The following is a 17,439-nucleotide window of genomic DNA, read 5'->3' as shown; positions in this document are numbered from 1 at the left end:
CCGCGCAGCGGCGTCAGGGAACGGTCGTGGGTGCGGCGTGCTGGACACCGAGGATGTCGACGACGAAGACGAGGGTCTCCTCCTGGAGCTCATTGCCCTCGACGGCGCCATATCCGAACTCCGGCGGGATCACCACGAGCACCTGCGAACCGACGGTCTGACCTTCCAGCGCCTGGCGGAACCCGTCGACCACGCCGGTCGTCTGGAACGACGTCGGCGTCCCGGCCTCCCAGCTGGAGTCGAACACCTCGTTGTCCGACCACTTGACGCCGGTGTACTGCACGAGCACGGTGTCACCGGGCTCGACGGTCTCGCCGTCACCCTGCTTCAACGTCGCGAGCTCGACCTCGGTGGGGGCATCGGCGTCGGGCACCGTGATGGTCGGCTCACCGTCATCCGCCAGCTCCACCTCGGGAAGCCCTTCGGGCGCCGGCTGCTCGGTGCCCCACGCGGCATCGGGGACGGTCTCGAGGAAGTCGAAGACGTAGACCTCGCCGCCGTTGGTCTCGGTCGCGGGGAAGGTGGCGACCACCCGTGTGCCGGGCGTGGCGCACCCGAGGACCTGGCCGATGGGGTTGTCAGCGGAGATCTGTTGCGGCAGGAACTGCCCAGGCTCGTAGTTCAGCGATCCCAGCTCTTCGCCGGTCTCGGCGCTGAAGGCGGTGAAGGCGATGTTGACGAGCTCGCCGGCCTCGACCGCGTCACCCTCGCCCTCCGTGACGACGGTGCTCTGCAGCTCGGAGATCTCCAGCGGCGCGGTGAAGACCGCCTGCGAGGCGGCGCCGGGCTCACCTTCGACCGTGACCGCTTCGGACGCGTCGCCCGACGGGGCGACCGCGTCGCACAGATCGGCGACCTGGGCCGACGGCGACTGGGTCGCGTCGGGCGCACCAGCGGAGCACGACGTCAACAGCAAGACCGATACGGCGGCAACGGACAGGGCGGCGAGCGGACGAATACGCACAAAAACCTCAGGGTCGAGGGACGGAAGGACCTCCCCATCCTGGCCTACCTTTCCTCTGTCTGGGCTGAGAGGTCGAGATGGTCGGTTGCGCACAGGGGTCGGACGGCGGTGATGCCGACGACGGAATGAGAGCGAGAGTACCCTCGTCTGGTGACGTCCGAGGCAGCCAGCGATCTCCCCCCAGGGGCCCCCGACGCCTCTTCGCACTCCATCGGCATGACCTATGCACTGGGGCGGATGGTGATCGCTCCGCTGGGGCGGCTGATCTACCGCCCGAAGGTCGAGGGCAAGGCGAACGTTCCGCGCCAGGGACCCGTCATCTTCGCCAGCAACCACCTGTCGTTCATCGACTCGATCGCCATCCCGGTCGCCGCCCCCCGCCCGGTGCACTTCCTGGCCAAGGCCAGCTACTTCGAGGGCTCGGGGATGAAGGGCTGGATGTCGCGGGAGTTCTTCCGGGCGATCGGCGCGATCCCCGTCCAGCGCGGAGCGGGCCAGGCGGCGCTCGACGCCCTCGAGCAGCAGCGCCTGCTCCTGGCGGAGGGGCGCGCGGTCGCCCTGTACCCCGAGGGCACGCGTTCCCTCGACGGACGGCTCTACAAAGGCCGTACCGGCGTCGCCTTCCTCGCGTTGGAGACCGGCGCCCCCGTCGTGCCGGTGGGTCTCATCGGCACCGACCGCGTGATGCCGGTCGGTGCGAAGCGTCCCTCGCTCTCCGAGCGCATCACCGTGCGGTTCGGCACACCGCTGGATCTGTCACACCACGGCGCGGCATCCTCGGGGCGTGCGCGCCGAGGGGCGACCGACGAGATCATGGCGGCGATCCACGCCCTCAGCGAGCAGGAGCTCGCCGGCGCCTACAACGAGGTTCCCGCTCAGAATCCGATCGAGCGCATCAAGCAGGTTCTTCCGCACGAGCGCCTGTAGCTCGCACCGCGGCGCCGGCCACCAGGATGGTCGGCTCATGGCGCACCGGGAAGTTGACCGAGTTGGCGATGAAGCACAGGGCGTGGGCCTTCTCGTGTGCGGCGATCGCAGCATCCCGCATCTCCTCCGACGCCACGGTGACGCGCGGGTGCAGCACCACCTCGCGGAATGCTCCGCTGCCCGCACCGTCTTCGACCATGAGACCGGTCGCCTCGTCGTCGTAGTCGACGACGACGACCCCGGCCATGACGCATGCGTGCAGGTAGGACAGCAGGTGGCATTCGCTGAGCGCGGCGAGGAGGAGGTCCTCGGGGTTCCATCGCGCCGGATCTCCGCGGAACGGCTTGTCGGCCGAGGCCAGCAGCGTGGGCTTGCCGTCGACCTCGATGGTGACCGAACGGTCGTAATCCCGGTACCCGCTGGTGCCAGTCCCCCGGTTGCCGGTCCACGTCGCGCGCAGCGCGTATCGATGCTCACCCCACATGGCCCCAGTCTCGCACGAGGGATCCGGGAGCCTCCGGGGTCGAGGGTAGGCTGACGGGCGTGCCGCAGACCATCGCCGCCGCAGAGGCCGTCGAGCTCGCCGTCGTCGAACGCAGTGGGTTCGTGGAGTCCCGTCACAGCGGAGTCGCCGTGGTGCTCGACGCCGACGGCGTGGTCTCCGAGCGTCTCGGCGCCGTCGAGGCGCTGATCCTCCCCCGTTCCAGCCTCAAACCTCTCCAGGCGCTGGCCCTCCTCACGGCCGGAGCCGACCTCGCCGGCGAGGAGCTGGGTCTGTCCACCGCGAGCCACACCGGCACCGACCGGCACGTGGCCGTCGTCCGCGGCATCCTGGATCGTGCCGGCCTCGACGAACGCGCGCTCGGCTGCCCTCCGGCCTGGCCGTCCGACCAGCCCACGCGCGATGCGCTCGTCCGCGCCGGCGGCGAGCCCACCCGCGAGCGGATGAACTGCTCGGGCAAGCACGCCGCGATGCTCCTGACCACCACCGCGAACGGCTGGGACACCGCGACCTACCTCGACCCCGAGCATCCCCTGCAGACCCGCATCCGCGAGGTGATCGAACGTCTCACCGGCGAACGCGTCGCCGCGACCGCTGTCGACGGCTGCGGAGCCCCTGTCTTCGCGGTCACCCTGCTGGGGCTCGCCCGCGCCGTCCACCGCATCGGCGTGTCGTCCGAGCGGTCGCCCTTCGCCCTGCACCGCCAGTCCGGAACACTCGTCCGCACGGTGCGCGAGCACCCCTGGACCATCGAAGGACCCGGTCGCCCCGACACCGTCGCCATCGAGCGCCTGGGCGTCTTCGCCAAGACCGGCGCCGAGGGTGTGCTCGTGATGACCGCCCCGGGCGGCATGACCGTGGCTCTGAAGATGCTCGACGGGTCGTCGCGCGCGGCGACCGCGGTCGCCCTGCGTCTGCTCGAGCGCCATGGGGCGCTGCGCGCGGCCGACGTCGCCGCGACCCTCGCCGAGCTTCCGCTGTCAGTCACCGGCGGCGATCGAGACGTCGGGGTGATCCGCCCCGTCATGTGACGCTTCCACCAGGAGCGGAGAGGACCGCAACGATGAGGATCTCAGTTCCCACCGAGGTGAAGAACAACGAATACCGGGTCGCGCTGACCCCGTCGGGAGTGCACGACCTCGTCGTCGCGGGACACGAGGTCGTCGTGCAGCGCGGTGCCGGCGCGGGATCATCGATGCCCGACGACGAGTACGACGAGGCCGGGGCGGTCCTGGTCGACGACGCCGCCGAGGTGTGGGGGCGCGCCGAACTCCTGCTGAAGGTGAAGGAGCCGGTCGCCCAGGAGTACCGGTACTTACGCGACGACCTCGTCCTCTTCACCTACCTGCACCTCGCCGCAGACCGCCCGCTGACCGAGCGCCTCGTCGCCGACGGGGTCACCGCGATCGCCTACGAGACCGTGCAGCTGCCCGGGGGCGGGCTGCCGCTTCTCGCCCCGATGAGCGAGGTCGCGGGGCGCTTGGCACCCATGGTCGGCGCGCACACGATGCTGCGCTCCGAGGGCGGACGGGGCCTGCTCATGTCGGGTGTCCCCGGCACCCGCCCCGCGCGGGTCACCGTGATCGGGGGCGGGGTCGCCGGGGCGAACGCCGCCGTCATCGCCGTCGGCCTCGGGGCGGATGTCACGGTGTTCGACACCAATATCCAACGCCTGCGCTACCTCGACGATCACTTCCAGGGGCGGGTCAAGACGGCGTCGTCGAACCCTCTCGACCTCGATCGCGCCGTCGTGGACTCCGACCTCGTCATCGGTTCGGTGCTGATCCCGGGAGCGAAGGCGCCCAAGCTCGTCAGCAACGACACGGTGTCCCGGATGCGACCGGGCAGCGTCCTCGTCGACATCGCCGTGGATCAGGGCGGCTGCTTCGCCGACACGAGGCCGACCACCCACGCCGATCCCACGTTCACCGTGCACGACACCGTCTTCTACTGCGTGGCGAACATGCCCGGCGCCGTGCCGAACACCTCGACCTCGGCGCTGACGAACGCGACCCTGCCCTACATCCGCCAGATCGCCGGGCGAGGATGGCGGCCGGCGCTCGCGCAGGACGCCGCACTGGCCGCAGGCCTCAATGTCGTCGGCGGTGCCGTCACGAGCGCGGGCGTCGCCGCCGCGCACGGTCTGGCGCACACGCCGGTCGCCGATGTCCTCGGCTGAGCGCCGGGGTCAGCTCAGCCCACCGTCGACCGATCGCTGGTAGGCCCCCTCATCGGGCACGAGCACCGGCGTGTCGCGGTTGAGCCGCTCCCCGCGGAAGAAGGGCTTGGACGCGGGGAAGGCGTACCAGATGAACATCAGCACCACGCCGATCGCCAGCGAACCGACGCCGACGACGAAGGTGCCGCCGACGCCGAGCAGCACGGTGTACCCGTAGTCGACGTCGTACATGTCGATCGCGGACTGGATGAAGGCGTAGGTCAGCATCAGGGCTCCGAGCAGGGGCAGGATGCCGCGGTACACCAGGTTCCGCGCCGAGGTGAACAGGTCGCGTCGGAAGTACCAGACGCAGGCGTACCCCGTGAGGGCGTAGTAGAACGCGATCGCGAGACCGAGCGACAGGATCGAATCCTGCAGGATGTCGTCGCTGATCAGCGTCATCCCGATGTAGTACAGGCTCGCGACGATCCCCATGACGATCGTGGAGAACGAGGGGGTCTTGTACACGGGGTGCACCGTGCGGAACCGCTGCGGCAGCGCCTTGTACACCGCCATCGACAGGGTGCCACGCGCCGTGGGGAGGATCGTCGTCTGCGTCGACGACACCGCCGAGATCAGGACCGCGATCAGCAGGAGCGGGGCCAGCGGGCCGAGCAGGTCGTCTTTGAGCGCCAGGAAGATGTCGTCGGCGTTGGCCTCGTTGCCCAGACCCACACCCGTCGATCCGAGACCGGCGTACATCATCGCCGCCACGGTCACGCCGACGTAGGTGAAGACGAGGATGAGCGTGGTCAGGAGCGCTGCCCGACCCGGGATGCGCTTGGGGTCCTTCGTCTCCTCGTTCAGCGCGAGACAGGTGTCCCACCCCCAGTAGATGAAGATCGCCAGGAGGATCGCCTCTGTGAACGCACTCCAATCGGTGAACCCGAGCGGGTAGAACCACGACAGATCGAACGGCGTGGGGTTCGGCGCGGTGCCGGTGAAGAACTGCCAGAGTGCGGCGACGATGAAGACCGCCAGCAGGAGGTACTGGATGGCGAGGAGGACGTTCTGGATCCGTTCGCCGATCTCCACACCCCGCCAGCTCACCCAGGTCATCAGGGCGATGAAGAAGACACCGGTGGCGGTGACCAGCGGCACGTTGTCGGCCAGCGAGCCGTCTCCGAAGAGGGACCAGAAGTAGATGCCGGCGATCTGCGCGAGGTTCGCGAGCACGATCGTGCCGGCGACGGCCACACCCCACCCGCCGAGCCAGCCGATCCAGGGGCCGAAGGCCTTCGTGCTCCAGGTGAACGTCGTGCCGCAGTCGGGTACGGCGTTGTTCAGCTCGCGGTAGGCGAAGGCGATGAACAGCATCGGCACGAAGGCGATGATGAACGCGATCGGCGCCTGCGCACCGACGGCGAGGACCACGAATCCGAGGGTTGCGACCAGCGAGTACACCGGTGCCGTCGACGCCAGACCGATCACGGTCGAGCCCCACAGCCCCAGCGTCCCCGCTGCGAGTCCCTTGCCTTCGGGTCGGCCCAGGGTCACAGGGGAGGTTGCCATGCGCTGACGTTATGGCCAGCGGGCGACAGCGGTCAAGCATGCGCGGGAGTGTCGGGAAGAAGGACGCGACGGGGCTCGCCTGCTGCGTGGCGCACCCAGGCGCGACCGCGTCCGGTCAGGCAGTAGGGCGGCAGGTCGCGGTCGGCCGTCAGCATCCGATACTCGGGTCCGCAGGACGCATCGATGACGAGGTCGTGGTCCGACCGGATGAGCGCGAGGGTCCGCCAGTGCCGCTGCCACTCGTCGGGTTCGCCGACGACCACGACGCGCCCCGTGCGGCTGCCGCGCTCCACTCCGGCGTCGAAGGCGTCGAGGTCGATGAGCGCGGCCCCTGCAGCCTCCCAGGCGCGCAGCGCCGCCCGCGCCTGCGGCGAGCGCCGCGTCACGAACCCCGTGAGCGCTCGCGGGTGCCACATCTCCGGCGGATCCGCCGGACCCGGAACCGCTGCGTCCCACGCTGTCGCCACCTGCAGGGCGATGCCGTCCATCGTTCCGCGACCCGGCACGGCACGGGCATCCCACCCCGCCGGGTCGCCGCCGAGTGCGACGTGATCGGCACGCGAAGCCGTGGCGAGCAGGATGCGGCGAGGGGCCAGATCCACCAGCCGCGCCACGCCGCCGGTCAGCCGCTGCGCGGTGAGTGCGACGACGGCGCCGTCACCTCCGGCGCCGCGGAGAAGATCCTCGAGCCGCTGGAGGAACTCCCCGGCATAGTCCATCGGGTAGCGCCCGACCAGCGCATCCACGTCGTCGATGAGAATCAGTCCCGGCGAGGCCGGCGCCGGGAGCGGCGCCCGGACGAGTTCAGCGACGCGATCCCACGCCGCCTCCGGATCAGCCGGCACCCACGTCGCCGAATCGGCACGCTGAGCGCTGAGCGTCTGCAACGCGGTCGTCCGGCCGCTGCCGCTTCGCCCCAGGAACACCACTCCGGGTGCGTGGCGCTCGAGCACCGCCGGCCGCTGCCGTTGCTCGTCGGGTTCGTCGAGGAGCCCCACGACCAGGGGCGCGGTCCCGACCCCCTCGGCCGGCATCCGCAGGTCGGCGAGGTCGACGCGCGCCGGCAGGGCGGGCAGCCAGGAGCGTCGCGGCGTCGGGCCCTGAGCGGAGCGACCGACGGCGGTGACGTCCTCGGTGCGGGCGAGAGCCACCCGGAACCGCCGGGGCGCGGCGTCGATGCTCCGGCGCAACCAGGCGGTGCCGCGCTCGGTTCCCGTCGACACGGGCCCTGCCGCGTCATCCGTCCCCAGCACGGCCCGGCTGTCGGCGGCGTCGGCGACCCGCAGGCTCAGCCGCAGCGGCAGGTTCGCCCACAGTCCCTCTCGGATGACCCCCGTCGTGCGCTGCGTGCCGAGGATGAGGTGCATCCCGAGCGCCCGTCCGCGCGCCGCGAGGTCGGTGAACAGCGCCTGGAGCTCGGGATGATCGGCCAGGAGCGCAGCGAACTCGTCGACGACCACGACGAGCCGCGGCAGCTCGGCTCTGTCATCGCGGATGTCGCGGGCCCCCGTGCGGGCGAGCTCGGACTCCCGCCACCGGATCTCGGCCCGAAGGCTCTCGATCGCCCGGCGGGCTCCTCCGGGATCGAGGTCGGTGATGACCCCCGTGACGTGCGGGAGGCCCGCGAGGCGCTGGAATGCGGTGCCGCCCTTGAAGTCGGCCAGGAGGAAGGTGACCTCGCGCGTGGAGTAGCGGGCGCACAGGGCCAGCACCCAGGTGACGAGGAGTTCGCTCTTGCCCGACCCGGTCATCCCGGTGACGACGGCGTGAGGACCGTCCTCCACGAGGTCCACCGACACCGGAGCGCGATCGCGTCCGATCGTCACGGCGAGTCCGCCGTCGGCGACGGGTGACCGGCCGGCATCGGCGAAGAGCTCGGCCAGGAGAACGGGACGGTCGTCCCCGCCCAGGTCGCCGAATGAGCGCGCGGCGCGGAGGGCCAGGTCATCGGCGATCGATGCCGCCTGTGCCCGCCCGACCGCTTCAGGCCTGATCTCGTACGTCTCTCCTCCGATGTCGACCTGCGCCCGGTCGGGACCGTCGACACGCAGCACGACCGCGCAACCGGGCGGCGGCGGTTCTCCAGGACCGACGCGGACGATCCGGATGTCGGCGGCGTCCGCGCCGTCCGCTCCCCCCACCCGGAACGCGAGCGTGCGCCCGGCGGCGACCCGGCGATGCGGCAGCCGTTCGAGCCAGACCTCATCGTCGGAGTCCGACGCGAGGAGCGAGAACGACCCGGGCGGATGCGCCAGGCAGGCCTGCAGGACGAGCGCGCGAGCCACCGCCGCGCTGACGACCGGCGGCCCGATGACGGCGATCCCGGCGTCCAGCGGCACCGCGATCGGCGCATCCTCGAGGACGGCGGCGCGGCGGCGCAGCTCACCGGCACGCGGGTCGCGACGCCCACCGGTGACCCGGACAGCGCTGGGGATGCGTCCTCGGCCGACCACCACGGTGTCACCGCGATCGTGGTGAGTCCGCCACACCTCGACGTCGGACTCCACGAGCCGCGCGACGTCGGGATGCACGCCCCACCACCGTTCGCGTTCCCTCCGGTGCCGCGACGCCACTGCGCGCATCACCTCGGCGCGCGTCCTCGCGCCCTCTCGCTCGGCCGCACGTCGGTCCCGCCGTGCGGTGCGGGCGGCGTCGGCGATCGACGCGATGGCGATGAGGGGCCCGAGGGCGGCGAGCCACAGCGCGAGGATGGACCCGGTGACCAGCCACAGCGCGCCGGCTCCGAGGATCGGAACCGTCGAGGCGACGATCGGCAGCGGAGGCCGGGGCGGACGCTCCCACCCGTCCTCGAGGTGGAGCAGTTCGTCCGGTGCCGGGTCGTCGACCGGGGTCGACGCGAGCGCAGGAGCGGTCTCAGCCACCCCGGCGCGGCCCGACGATCGGGCCCCCGGTGACGACATCGGGGGATGAGTCGGGGGACGCGGAGTGAACGACGACACCCACCCACCCTGGACACCGGGCGACCGTGAGCGTCTTCGTCACGCTCGATCGGTGGAGAACTCGCCTCAGGCCGAGGCTGTGGAGGAATCGACGCCGGCCGCCGCACCGGCGGTCTTCTCGCGGAGGGACACGTTCACCACGATGATCGTGATGTTGTCGCGACCGCCGTTCTCGAGGGCCGCATCGAGCATCGCACCCACCGCACCGGCGGGGTCGTCGTGCTGCGCGAGGAAGTGACGGATGCCGAAGTCGGTCAGCTCCTTGGTGAGGCCGTCGGAGCACACCACGAAACGGTCGCCGTCGACGATGTCGAGGCGCACGTAGTCGGGTGTCACGCTCTCGCTCGGTCCGACCGCGCGGGTGATGACGTTGCCGTAGGGGTGATTCTCGGCCTCTTCGGGGCTGAGCCGCCCCGAAGCGACGAGCTCCTGCACGACCGAGTGATCGGTCGTGACCTGCACGACGTCGTCGTCGCGAAGCACGTAGACCCGCGAATCGCCGATGTTCAGCGTGACCCATGTCGCCGGATCGGTCGTCGGATCCAGGTAGACGCCCGTGAGGGTCGTCCCCGTGCCGTCGTCGGTGGTCTCCGGATGCGAAGCGATGTCCTTGACGGCGCGGCCGAGCGCCTTCTCGATCGTCTTCGCGCTCACCGGGCCCGTCTCGACGACGGCGCGGAGCCGATCGACGGTGCTGGCGCTGGCGATCTCGCCGCCGATGTGCCCGCCCATGCCGTCGGCCACGGCGAACAGGGGGAACGAGGCGAGCACGGCGTCCTGGTTCACCTCGCGTCGGCGTCCGGTGTGCGTGGTGGCGGCCCAGCGCAGAGCCAGCGTGGCATCCGGGAGCTCGATCACGCGGTCTCCGGAGGAGATCTCAGGCACCTGCTCTCCTCTCCCCACGTCGGCTCGCATTCGCCACCGGATCGGCACGACCGCCGGCGGTGGCGTCCTCACATCCTAGTGGACACCCGGGACGCCCCCGCGGACTCCCCCGCCGCGTCCGCAGCATCCGATTCCTCCTCATCGGTCACGGCTGCGCGGAACTGCGCATCCGACAGACGACGGTAGGCACCGCCGGCCGCGAGCAGCTGGTCGTGCGTCCCGCGCTCCACGATCCGGCCGTCCTCCATCACCAGGATCAGGTCCGCATCGCGGATCGTGGAGAGCCGGTGAGCGATGACGAACGCCGTGCGATCCTGCCGCAACTGCGACATCGCCCTCTGGATCAGGAGCTCGGTGCGGGTGTCGACCGACGAGGTCGCTTCGTCGAGGATGAGGATGCGCGGGTCGGCGAGGAACGCGCGGGCGATGGTGATGAGCTGCCGTTCGCCCACGCTCAGGTTCCCCGCCTCATCGTCGAGGACGGTGTCGTAGCCCTCCGGCAGGGCGTGGACGAACCGGTCGACGTACGCCGCGCGCGCCGCGGCGAGGATGGCGGACTCGTCGGCGTCCGGCCGCCCGTAGGCGATGTTCTCGCGAATGGTGCCGGAGAACAGCCACGTGTCCTGGAGCACCATGCCCGTGCGCGACCGGAGGTCGTCGCGGGTCATCCGGCGGATGTCGATCCCGTCGAGGGTGATCCGGCCCGCGTCGACGTCGTAGAAGCGCATGATGAGGTTCACCAAGGTGGTCTTGCCCGCCCCGGTCGGACCGACGATCGCGATCGTGCTGCCCGGTTCCACGGTGAGGTCCAGGTCGTCGATGAGGGGCGTGTCGGGGCTGTACCGGAACGACACGTCTTCGAATGCCAGTCGGCGCGCCGACGACGGCACGGTCTGGGCGGGCGCGGGGTCGGGTGTCTGCTCGGCCTTGTCGAGGAGCTCGAACACGCGCTCGGCGCTGGCGACACCGGACTGCAGCAGGTTGGCCATCGAGCCGAGCTGCGCCAGGGGCTGGGTGAACTGCCTCGAGTACTGGATGAAGGCCTGCACGCTGCCGATGGACAGGAGACCGGATGCCACCTGGATACCGCCCACGACGGCGATGGCGACGTATACGAGGTTGCCGACGAACATCATCGCGGGCTGGATGATCCCCGAGAGGAACTGCGCGCCGAAGCTCGCACGGTAGACCTCTTCGTTCTCGGCCAGGAAGTCGGCCTCGACCTCGCGCTGGTGGCCGAACACCTTCACGATCGCGTGGCCGGAGAACGTCTCCTCGACCCGTGCGTTGAGAACCCCCGTCGCCTTCCACTGCGCGACGAAGAGCTTCTGCGAACGGCTCGCGACCACGGCGGTGATGACCAGCGTCAACGGCACGGTCACGAGGGCGATCACCGCGAGAAGCGGCGAGATGAGGAACATCATCACCATGACGCCGATGACGGTCAGCAGTGAGATGATCACCTGCGACAGCGTCTGCTGCATCGACTGGCCGATGTTGTCGACGTCGTTGGTGACCCGGCTGAGCAGCTCCCCCCGCTGCACCCGGTCGAAGTACGACAGCGGCAGGCGATGGATCTTGTCCTCCACCTGCATGCGCAGCCGGTTCATCGCCCGCTGCACGATGCCGTTGAGCAACCGCGCCTGGAGCCAGCCGAAGATGCTGGAGAACACGTAGACGGCGAGCACGGCGAGGATGACCGCGGCGAGCGCGTCGAAGGCGATACCCGCGCCGGGAGTGAAGTCGACGGCCCGGACGAGGTCTGCCTGCTGCCCCTGCCCCGAAGCGACGAGCTGGTCGACGACCTGCTGCTTGGTCGCCCCTGCCGGCGCCTGGAGGGAGAGGAACCCGGCGAACACGATGTTCGTGGCGTCACCGAGCAGTTTCGGGCCGAGCACCGACAGCCCCACGCTCAGGACGCCGAGCACGAGCACGACCACCAGCCGAGGCCTGTCCGAACTCAGTGTGCCCAGCAGACGTCGCGCGCTCGGACCGAAGCTCTTCGCCTTCACCACCGGCGCGGTCTGCATGCGCCCGTGCCCCGGCCCGCTCATGCCGCCTCCGCCGAGAGCTGCGACTCGACGATCTCGCGGTACGTCTGGCTGAATTCCACCAGCTCATCGTGGGTGCCGATGCCGACCACGCGGCCGTGGTCGAGCACGACGATCTGATCGGCGTTCTGGACGGTCGAGACCCGCTGGGCCACCACGATCCGCGTCGCGTGCGGAAGGTGCGTGTCCAGCGCCTGTCGGAGCGCGGCATCGGTGGCGAGGTCCAGTGCCGAGAAGGCGTCGTCGAAGAGGTAGATCTCGGGCTTCTTCACCAGCGCCCGAGCGATCGCGAGTCGCTGACGCTGCCCACCCGAGACGTTGGTGCCGCCCTGCGCGATCGGTGCGTCGAGTTGCTCCGGCATGGCGCGGACGAAGTCGGCCGCCTGCGCGAGTTCGAGCGCGTGCCACAGCTCGGCGTCTCCGGCGTCCGGATCGCCGTACCGCAGGTTCGAGGCCACCGTCCCCGAGAACAGGAACGCGCGCTGCGGGATCAGTCCCACACGGCGCCACAGCTCATCGGGATCGAAGTCGCGGACATCCGTTCCATCCACCCGCACCGATCCCGCTGTCGCGTCGAAGAGCCTCGGCACGAGTCCGATGAGGGTGGTCTTGCCCGACCCGGTCGACCCGATGACGGCGGTCGTGGTCCCGGGCGCCACCTCGAACGAGATGTCGCTGAGCACGGGGTCGGCGGCGCCGGGGTAGGCGAAGGCCACCCCGTCGAAGCGCACCGCACCCCCGGGGGCCGGCGGGGTTGCCGGCACGGCGGGGGGCGCCACCGAGGGGTCGGTGGCGAGCACCTCGCCGATGCGATCGGCGCAGACCGCGGCCCGGGGGATCATCACGAACATGAAGGTCGCCATCATGACGCCCATGAGGATCTGCATGATGTATGTCAGGAACGCGAAGAGCGTGCCGATCTGCACCTCGTTCTGCTGCACCTGGAACGCGCCGAACCAGATCACCGCGACGCTCGAGACGTTCAGCACCAGCATGACCGCCGGGAACATCAGTGCCATGAGGTTGCCGGCGCGAAGGCCGGTGGCCATGACCTCCGCGCTCGCCACCGAGAATCGCGCGCGTTCCTGAGGCTCGCGGACGAAGGCGCGGATGACGCGGATGCCGCTGAGCTGCTCGCGCAGGATCTGGTTCACCCGGTCGATCCGCTTCTGCATGACGGTGAAGGCGGGCACCATGCGCCACACGATCACGCCGACGATGATGAGAAGGGCCGGGATCGACACCGCCATCAGCCACGACAGACCCACATCCTGGCTGATGGCGAGGACGACGCCGCCGACGGCGAGGATCGGCGCCGACACCATGAGCGTCGCCGACACCTGCACCAGCATCTGCACCTGCTGCACGTCGTTGGTGTTGCGGGTGATGAGCGACGCGGCACCGAAATGACCGACCTCGCGCTGCGAGAAGGCGACGACCCGGTGGAACAGGTCGGCCCGCATCTGACGGCCGACACCCATCGCCAAGCGGGAGCCGAAGTACACCGCGACGATGGCGCACACGATCTGCACCAGGCTGATCCCGAGCATCACCGCCCCCGTCGACCAGATGTAGGGGATGTCGCCGGTGACCACGCCGTTGTCGATGATGTCGGCGTTGAGGGTCGGTAGCAGGAGCGACGCGATCGACTGTGCGAGTTGGAAGACGACCACGGCGATGATGAGCGCCCAGCCGGGTCGGAGGTAGCGGGCGAGGAGCTTGCCGAGCACAGGGTTCCCTTCCACGACGCGGGCCCGTCACGGCATCCGCACCTCCGTGAACGCTACATCCGTTGCGCCAGGTCAACCTCCTTCGCCGGTGCGCTCTGAGCGAACCGGCCCCCGGACTCAGGCCGCCGGATCGTCGGGGAGCGGGAAGATGGCGTCGATCTCGGCGACGTCCGCGACGGTGGGCGTCCACGCTGTCGCCGCCGCCGCGTTGGCGCGTACCTGCTCGGGGCTCGTCGCGCCTGCGATCACACTCGAGATCGACGACCGCGCCAGCAGCCACCCGAAGGTGGCCTCGAGCATCGTGATCCCCTGATCGCTGCAGAACGACGCGTAGGCCTCGAGCGCGTCCCACGGTGCGTCCTCCCACAGGTGGGGACGCTGCCGCATGATGCGGGTGTCGGAAGGAGCCTCGGTGCGCGAGAACTTGCCCGTGAGGAGTCCGTTGTGGAGCGGGAAGTACGGGAGGAACCCGAGTCCGAAATGCTCTGCGGCGGGGAGCCGCTCTCGTTCCACGCCCCGTGCCAGCAGGCTGTAATGGTCCTGCGAGGACACGAACGGCGCGCCGCCGCGCCGCTCGGCGACGAAGTGCGCCTCGGCGATCTGCCACCCGCTGAGGTTGGAATGCCCGAGGTAGCGCACCTTCCCCTCCCGCACGAGGTCGTCGAGGGCATCGAGGGTCTCCTCGATCGGAGTTCCCGGGTCGGGCGTGTGCAACTGGTAGAGGTCGATCCAGTCGGTCCGCAGCCGGGTCAGGGAGGCGTCGACCGCACGCCGGATGTATGCGCGAGACGCCTTGGCGCCGGCCAGCCCGTACCCCATGTCGCGGCCGGAATGACCGAATTTGGTCGCGAGCACGACCTGGTCGCGGCGCCCCGCGAGAGCCTCGCCCATGAGGAGCTCGGACTGGCCGGGGTCGCCCCCGTACATGTCCGCGGTGTCGAGGAAGGTCACGCCCGCATCGATCGCAGCGTCCAGGACGGCGCGGGTGCCCTCGATGGTCTCGGTGCGGGTCCCCGGCCGGCCGAAGTTGTTGCAGCCCAGCCCGACGGCGGAGACGAGCAGACCGGATGATCCGAGACGACGAAGCGGCACAGCATTCATGGCTCCACGCTACCCGCGCACGAACGACGACAGCCCCCGGCGGCGGGGCCGGGGGCTATCGTGGCGGGGCTACGCCCGCGGAGCGTCCGGACCCGCGGGCGGCTCGGTCGCAGGCGGCTCGTTGGCAGGCGGCGGAGTGGGGTTGGCCGAGGGCGCGGCCGCCGGCGGTGCCGGGGGCGTCGCCGGCGGTGCGGCAGCAGGCGCCGACGGGGCCTGGTAGCCCGGCGCGGGCTCGTACCCGGCGGGCGGCGCGGCAGGACCGCCGGATGCGGCCGGCGGGTAGCCGTAGCCGGGCGCGGCGACGGCACTCGGCTGCTGCGGGATGCCAGGCCACACCGTGGTGTCCTTGAGGAACGAGTTCGCCCACGGCGCCGGCGGGATGTTGGGGTTCCAGCGGTCGGAGGAGAAGGCGAGGATGCCCAGCCAGATCAGGGGTCCGACACCGGGGATGAGCCACAGGAGGAGGTAGGGCCAGTCCTTCCCGAGCTTCAGTCCGACGCGCCAGCCGACGATGACGCCGACCGCGATGGCCACCAGGGACAGGATCCAGCCGATGACGGGTACCTGGCTGAGAATGGCCGAGCCCACCACGGCGCCCAGCATGACCCAGGGAGAGAGGTCGCCGAGTTTGGCGAGGACCAGGGTGTTGTACACCGGCACCCATGCCCGCCACTTCCCCTCGACACCGGCCTTCTCGAAGATCTTCATCAGGAAGAAGGCACTGATCAGATACCCCGCGAGCGCGAAGATGAGCAGGAGCGGCAGCAGGATCAGCAGGAACGCCAGCATCGCGCCGTATCCGTCGTACGTAGAATCCATGAGACCTCCAGAGTGTTCCCCAGCGTGCAAGCACGGCGGGATGGTCTGCCCGCGAGGTCATGGTATCGACGCGGCACCGTCGTTGTGAGGAAATTCCCAGAAACACGAGGTCGGGCGCGTCGCGATCGGTAACGTGGCCGAGAGACGCCGACGAAGGACGAGGACCCATGAGCACCGACACCCCTCCCCCGCTGCCCCGTCAGCCCGCCGCCGAGGCGGCCCGCGCCACCGAGCCTGCGGCGCCCGGAATCGCCGGCGTCGACGACACCGGCGTCCCCTCCGTCGGCGACAGGGAGACGGTCGACGTCGGGCGGGGATTCTTCCGCGCGCTGTTCGATCTGTCGTTCCGCACCTTCATCACGCGACGGCTGGCCGCCGTGTTCTACGTCGTGGGTCTGATGGCGATCGGCATCGCCTTCGTCGTCTACCTCGTGACCGGGATCGTCGAGGGCATCGGCGCTCTCTGGTTCAACCCGGGCGCCGGCATCTCGCTGATCGTGGCCACCGTCATCCTGGTCCCGCTCTTCTCGTTCCTGGCCGTGATCGCTCTCCGGTTCGTCATCGAAGCCGTCGTCGCTCTCATCGCGATCGCGGAGAACACCGAACGCACCGCAGCGCACACCCGGCGGTAGCCGGCGTCAGACGATCAGGTCGAGTGCCGCGGAGCCGGACTCACCGACCACTCGCAGCCCCGCGTCATCCGCCCATTGCCGGAACCCGGCGACGCTGCGGATGCGCGGTCGCTCGACGGCGAGCAGCCGGACGAGCTCTCCCTTGGCCTGCTTGTTGAAGTGGTTGAGAGCCCGCACCGCGCCACCCGGGGCGTCGGTGACGACGCGCAGCGAGACCGCGGGGACGGAGCCGGGCACCGGTCCGAGAGCGACGTACGCGTGGGAGCGGAGGTCGAGGATGAACGGCGGCGCTGCGGTCGCGAGGGCGGCGGCGACGGCATCGGCCCAGTGCCGGGCGGGTGACGCGAGCCCGGGAAGGCGCACGCCCGCTCCCAGCCGGTAGTTGGGGAGGGGATCCAGCGCACCCACGGGGCCGAACGGTGCGGAGTGGATGAGCACGTGCGTCTTCAGCCAGCGCCGCGCGGGCGCATCGAGGCTCGGAGCATCGAGCGCATCGAAGAGCACCCCGGTATAGCGGTCGACGGCGGGAAGGGTCGGGCCGGTGCGCAGCAGCGCGTTGACCGCGACCTCGTCGCGCTGGCGCGGTCCGAGCTTCAGCACGCGCGCGGCCTCGTCCGCATCGTTCGACAGCGCGATCAGCGCCGCGAGAACCTCCGCGCGCTGCGGTCCGAGGGAGGGCAGCGCGAGGCTGTCGAGGTCGAGCGCCCGACGGCGCCCGCCGGTCTGCTTCGTCTCGGAGGGCGGGAGGAGGATCAGCATGCGGCACCACGATGAAGGACGGTGAGGATACCACTGGCCGCTGAGGGCGCGGGGTTCACCCGTGCTCTCGGCGGCCAGTTGCACTCTCGCAGGAAAGCGGAGGCGGAGATCAGGCGCTCAGGAGATCAGTGCGGCGTTTCCTGCCACGACCGTGACCTCGTCGCGTTCCATCGACAGGAAGCCGTCCTGAGCGTTGGCGACGATCTTGGATCCGTCGGTGCGGGTGATGCGCACCTGGCCCTCGGCGAGGATCGCCAGCACCGGCTCGTGGCCGGCCATGAAGCCGATCTCTCCCTCGACCGTCTTGGCGACCACCAGCGATGCCTCACCGGACCAGACCTCCGCGTCGGCGGAGACCAGGCTGACTTTGAGAGGCATG

General features: G+C 70.3%; 15 protein-coding genes. 4 read left to right on the top strand and 11 right to left on the bottom strand.

The annotated features are described in order from the left end of the window. Nucleotides 1–13: 13 nt before the first annotated feature. A complete protein-coding gene (locus FBY40_RS08125) occupies nucleotides 14–964 on the bottom strand; it encodes an FKBP-type peptidyl-prolyl cis-trans isomerase (RefSeq protein ID WP_141937867.1) in 951 nt (316 codons plus the stop codon). 216 nt (nucleotides 965–1,180) lie between these two features. On the opposite strand from FBY40_RS08125, the gene FBY40_RS08120 reads away from it, so the two are divergent. Then, nucleotides 1,181–1,891: a lysophospholipid acyltransferase family protein gene (locus tag FBY40_RS08120; protein WP_141940090.1), complete on the top strand. Its 711-nt coding sequence runs from the start codon at nucleotides 1,181–1,183 to the stop codon at nucleotides 1,889–1,891. Here the strand turns inward: FBY40_RS08120 and FBY40_RS08115 are convergent. Beyond that, a complete protein-coding gene (locus tag FBY40_RS08115; RefSeq protein WP_141937865.1) occupies nucleotides 1,860–2,375 on the bottom strand; it encodes an OsmC family protein in 516 nt (171 codons plus the stop codon). The genes FBY40_RS08120 and FBY40_RS08115 overlap by 32 nt on opposite strands. A gap of 59 nt (nucleotides 2,376–2,434) precedes the next feature. Between FBY40_RS08115 and FBY40_RS08110 the strand changes: the two genes are divergently transcribed. Next, the gene (locus FBY40_RS08110) at nucleotides 2,435–3,424 is read left to right on the top strand and encodes an asparaginase (RefSeq protein ID WP_141937863.1); all 990 of its coding nucleotides are present in this window, start codon (nucleotides 2,435–2,437) and stop codon (nucleotides 3,422–3,424) included. Between the two features lie 32 nt (nucleotides 3,425–3,456). Next, complete coding sequence (gene ald / locus FBY40_RS08105; RefSeq protein WP_141937861.1) at nucleotides 3,457–4,572, top strand: alanine dehydrogenase; 1,116 nt, start codon at nucleotides 3,457–3,459, stop codon at nucleotides 4,570–4,572. Between the two features lie 9 nt (nucleotides 4,573–4,581). Here ald and FBY40_RS08100 read toward each other — a convergent pair whose 3' ends face one another. From FBY40_RS08100 to FBY40_RS17450, 7 genes are all read right to left on the bottom strand, one after another. Next, nucleotides 4,582–6,123 carry an APC family permease gene (locus FBY40_RS08100; RefSeq protein ID WP_141937859.1) on the bottom strand — a complete coding sequence of 514 codons (1,542 nt, stop codon included), beginning with the start codon at nucleotides 6,121–6,123 and terminating at the stop codon, nucleotides 4,582–4,584. A 32-nt stretch (nucleotides 6,124–6,155) separates the two neighbouring features. Then, nucleotides 6,156–9,044: an FtsK/SpoIIIE domain-containing protein gene (locus tag FBY40_RS08095; protein WP_160141379.1), complete on the bottom strand. Its 2,889-nt coding sequence runs from the start codon at nucleotides 9,042–9,044 to the stop codon at nucleotides 6,156–6,158. 105 nt (nucleotides 9,045–9,149) lie between these two features. Next, nucleotides 9,150–9,968 (bottom strand): PP2C family protein-serine/threonine phosphatase, encoded by an 819-nt coding sequence (locus FBY40_RS08090; RefSeq protein WP_141937855.1) that lies wholly within the window; start codon nucleotides 9,966–9,968, stop codon nucleotides 9,150–9,152. A 68-nt stretch (nucleotides 9,969–10,036) separates the two neighbouring features. Then, nucleotides 10,037–12,022, bottom strand: coding sequence for an ABC transporter ATP-binding protein (locus FBY40_RS08085; RefSeq protein WP_141937853.1), 1,986 nt, complete (start codon nucleotides 12,020–12,022; stop codon nucleotides 10,037–10,039). Further along, entirely contained in the window at nucleotides 12,019–13,749 is a 1,731-nt protein-coding gene (locus tag FBY40_RS08080) for an ABC transporter ATP-binding protein (protein ID WP_141940089.1), read from the bottom strand. Before FBY40_RS08080 ends, FBY40_RS08085 begins: the two co-directional genes overlap by 4 nt. Nucleotides 13,750–13,866: 117 nt before the next feature. Continuing rightward, on the bottom strand, nucleotides 13,867–14,850 hold the full coding sequence (locus FBY40_RS08075) for an aldo/keto reductase (RefSeq protein WP_141937851.1): 984 nt from the start codon (nucleotides 14,848–14,850) through the stop codon (nucleotides 13,867–13,869). A 69-nt stretch (nucleotides 14,851–14,919) separates the two neighbouring features. After that, nucleotides 14,920–15,669, bottom strand: coding sequence for a large exoprotein (locus FBY40_RS17450; RefSeq protein ID WP_200829954.1), 750 nt, complete (start codon nucleotides 15,667–15,669; stop codon nucleotides 14,920–14,922). Nucleotides 15,670–15,836: 167 nt separating this feature from the next. Between FBY40_RS17450 and FBY40_RS08065 the strand changes: the two genes are divergently transcribed. Further along, nucleotides 15,837–16,301 carry a DUF4282 domain-containing protein gene (locus FBY40_RS08065; protein WP_141937847.1) on the top strand — a complete coding sequence of 155 codons (465 nt, stop codon included), beginning with the start codon at nucleotides 15,837–15,839 and terminating at the stop codon, nucleotides 16,299–16,301. Between the two features lie 6 nt (nucleotides 16,302–16,307). Here FBY40_RS08065 and yaaA read toward each other — a convergent pair whose 3' ends face one another. Together yaaA and FBY40_RS08055 are read right to left on the bottom strand one after the other, a co-directional pair. Continuing rightward, the gene (yaaA, locus tag FBY40_RS08060) at nucleotides 16,308–17,060 is read right to left on the bottom strand and encodes a peroxide stress protein YaaA (protein WP_141937845.1); all 753 of its coding nucleotides are present in this window, start codon (nucleotides 17,058–17,060) and stop codon (nucleotides 16,308–16,310) included. 117 nt (nucleotides 17,061–17,177) lie between these two features. Then, entirely contained in the window at nucleotides 17,178–17,438 is a 261-nt protein-coding gene (locus FBY40_RS08055; protein WP_124292842.1) for a F0F1 ATP synthase subunit epsilon, read from the bottom strand. Nucleotide 17,439 lies beyond the last annotated feature (1 nt).

The sequence above is a fragment of the Microbacterium sp. SLBN-154 genome (assembly GCF_006715565.1).
In the GTDB taxonomy this organism is placed as follows: domain Bacteria; phylum Actinomycetota; class Actinomycetes; order Actinomycetales; family Microbacteriaceae; genus Microbacterium.
This window is presented reverse-complemented; position numbering and strand designations above follow the sequence as displayed.

Bases quoted from the DNA above. Each gene is read 5' to 3' on its own strand.
- FBY40_RS08120 (WP_141940090.1), top strand. From the start codon at position 1,181: ATGACCTATGCACTGGGGCGGATGGTGATCGCTCCGCTGGGGCGGCTG.
- FBY40_RS08115 (WP_141937865.1), bottom strand. From the start codon at position 2,375: ATGTGGGGTGAGCATCGATACGCGCTGCGCGCGACGTGGACCGGCAAC.
- ald (WP_141937861.1), top strand. From the start codon at position 3,457: ATGAGGATCTCAGTTCCCACCGAGGTGAAGAACAACGAATACCGGGTC.
- FBY40_RS08100 (WP_141937859.1), bottom strand. From the start codon at position 6,123: ATGGCAACCTCCCCTGTGACCCTGGGCCGACCCGAAGGCAAGGGACTC.
- FBY40_RS08095 (WP_160141379.1), bottom strand. From the start codon at position 9,044: ATGTCGTCACCGGGGGCCCGATCGTCGGGCCGCGCCGGGGTGGCTGAG.
- FBY40_RS08085 (WP_141937853.1), bottom strand. From the start codon at position 12,022: ATGAGCGGGCCGGGGCACGGGCGCATGCAGACCGCGCCGGTGGTGAAG.
- FBY40_RS08075 (WP_141937851.1), bottom strand. From the start codon at position 14,850: ATGAATGCTGTGCCGCTTCGTCGTCTCGGATCATCCGGTCTGCTCGTC.
- FBY40_RS17450 (WP_200829954.1), bottom strand. From the start codon at position 15,669: ATGGATTCTACGTACGACGGATACGGCGCGATGCTGGCGTTCCTGCTG.
- FBY40_RS08065 (WP_141937847.1), top strand. From the start codon at position 15,837: ATGAGCACCGACACCCCTCCCCCGCTGCCCCGTCAGCCCGCCGCCGAG.
- yaaA (WP_141937845.1), bottom strand. From the start codon at position 17,060: ATGCTGATCCTCCTCCCGCCCTCCGAGACGAAGCAGACCGGCGGGCGC.
- FBY40_RS08055 (WP_124292842.1), bottom strand. From the start codon at position 17,438: ATGCCTCTCAAAGTCAGCCTGGTCTCCGCCGACGCGGAGGTCTGGTCC.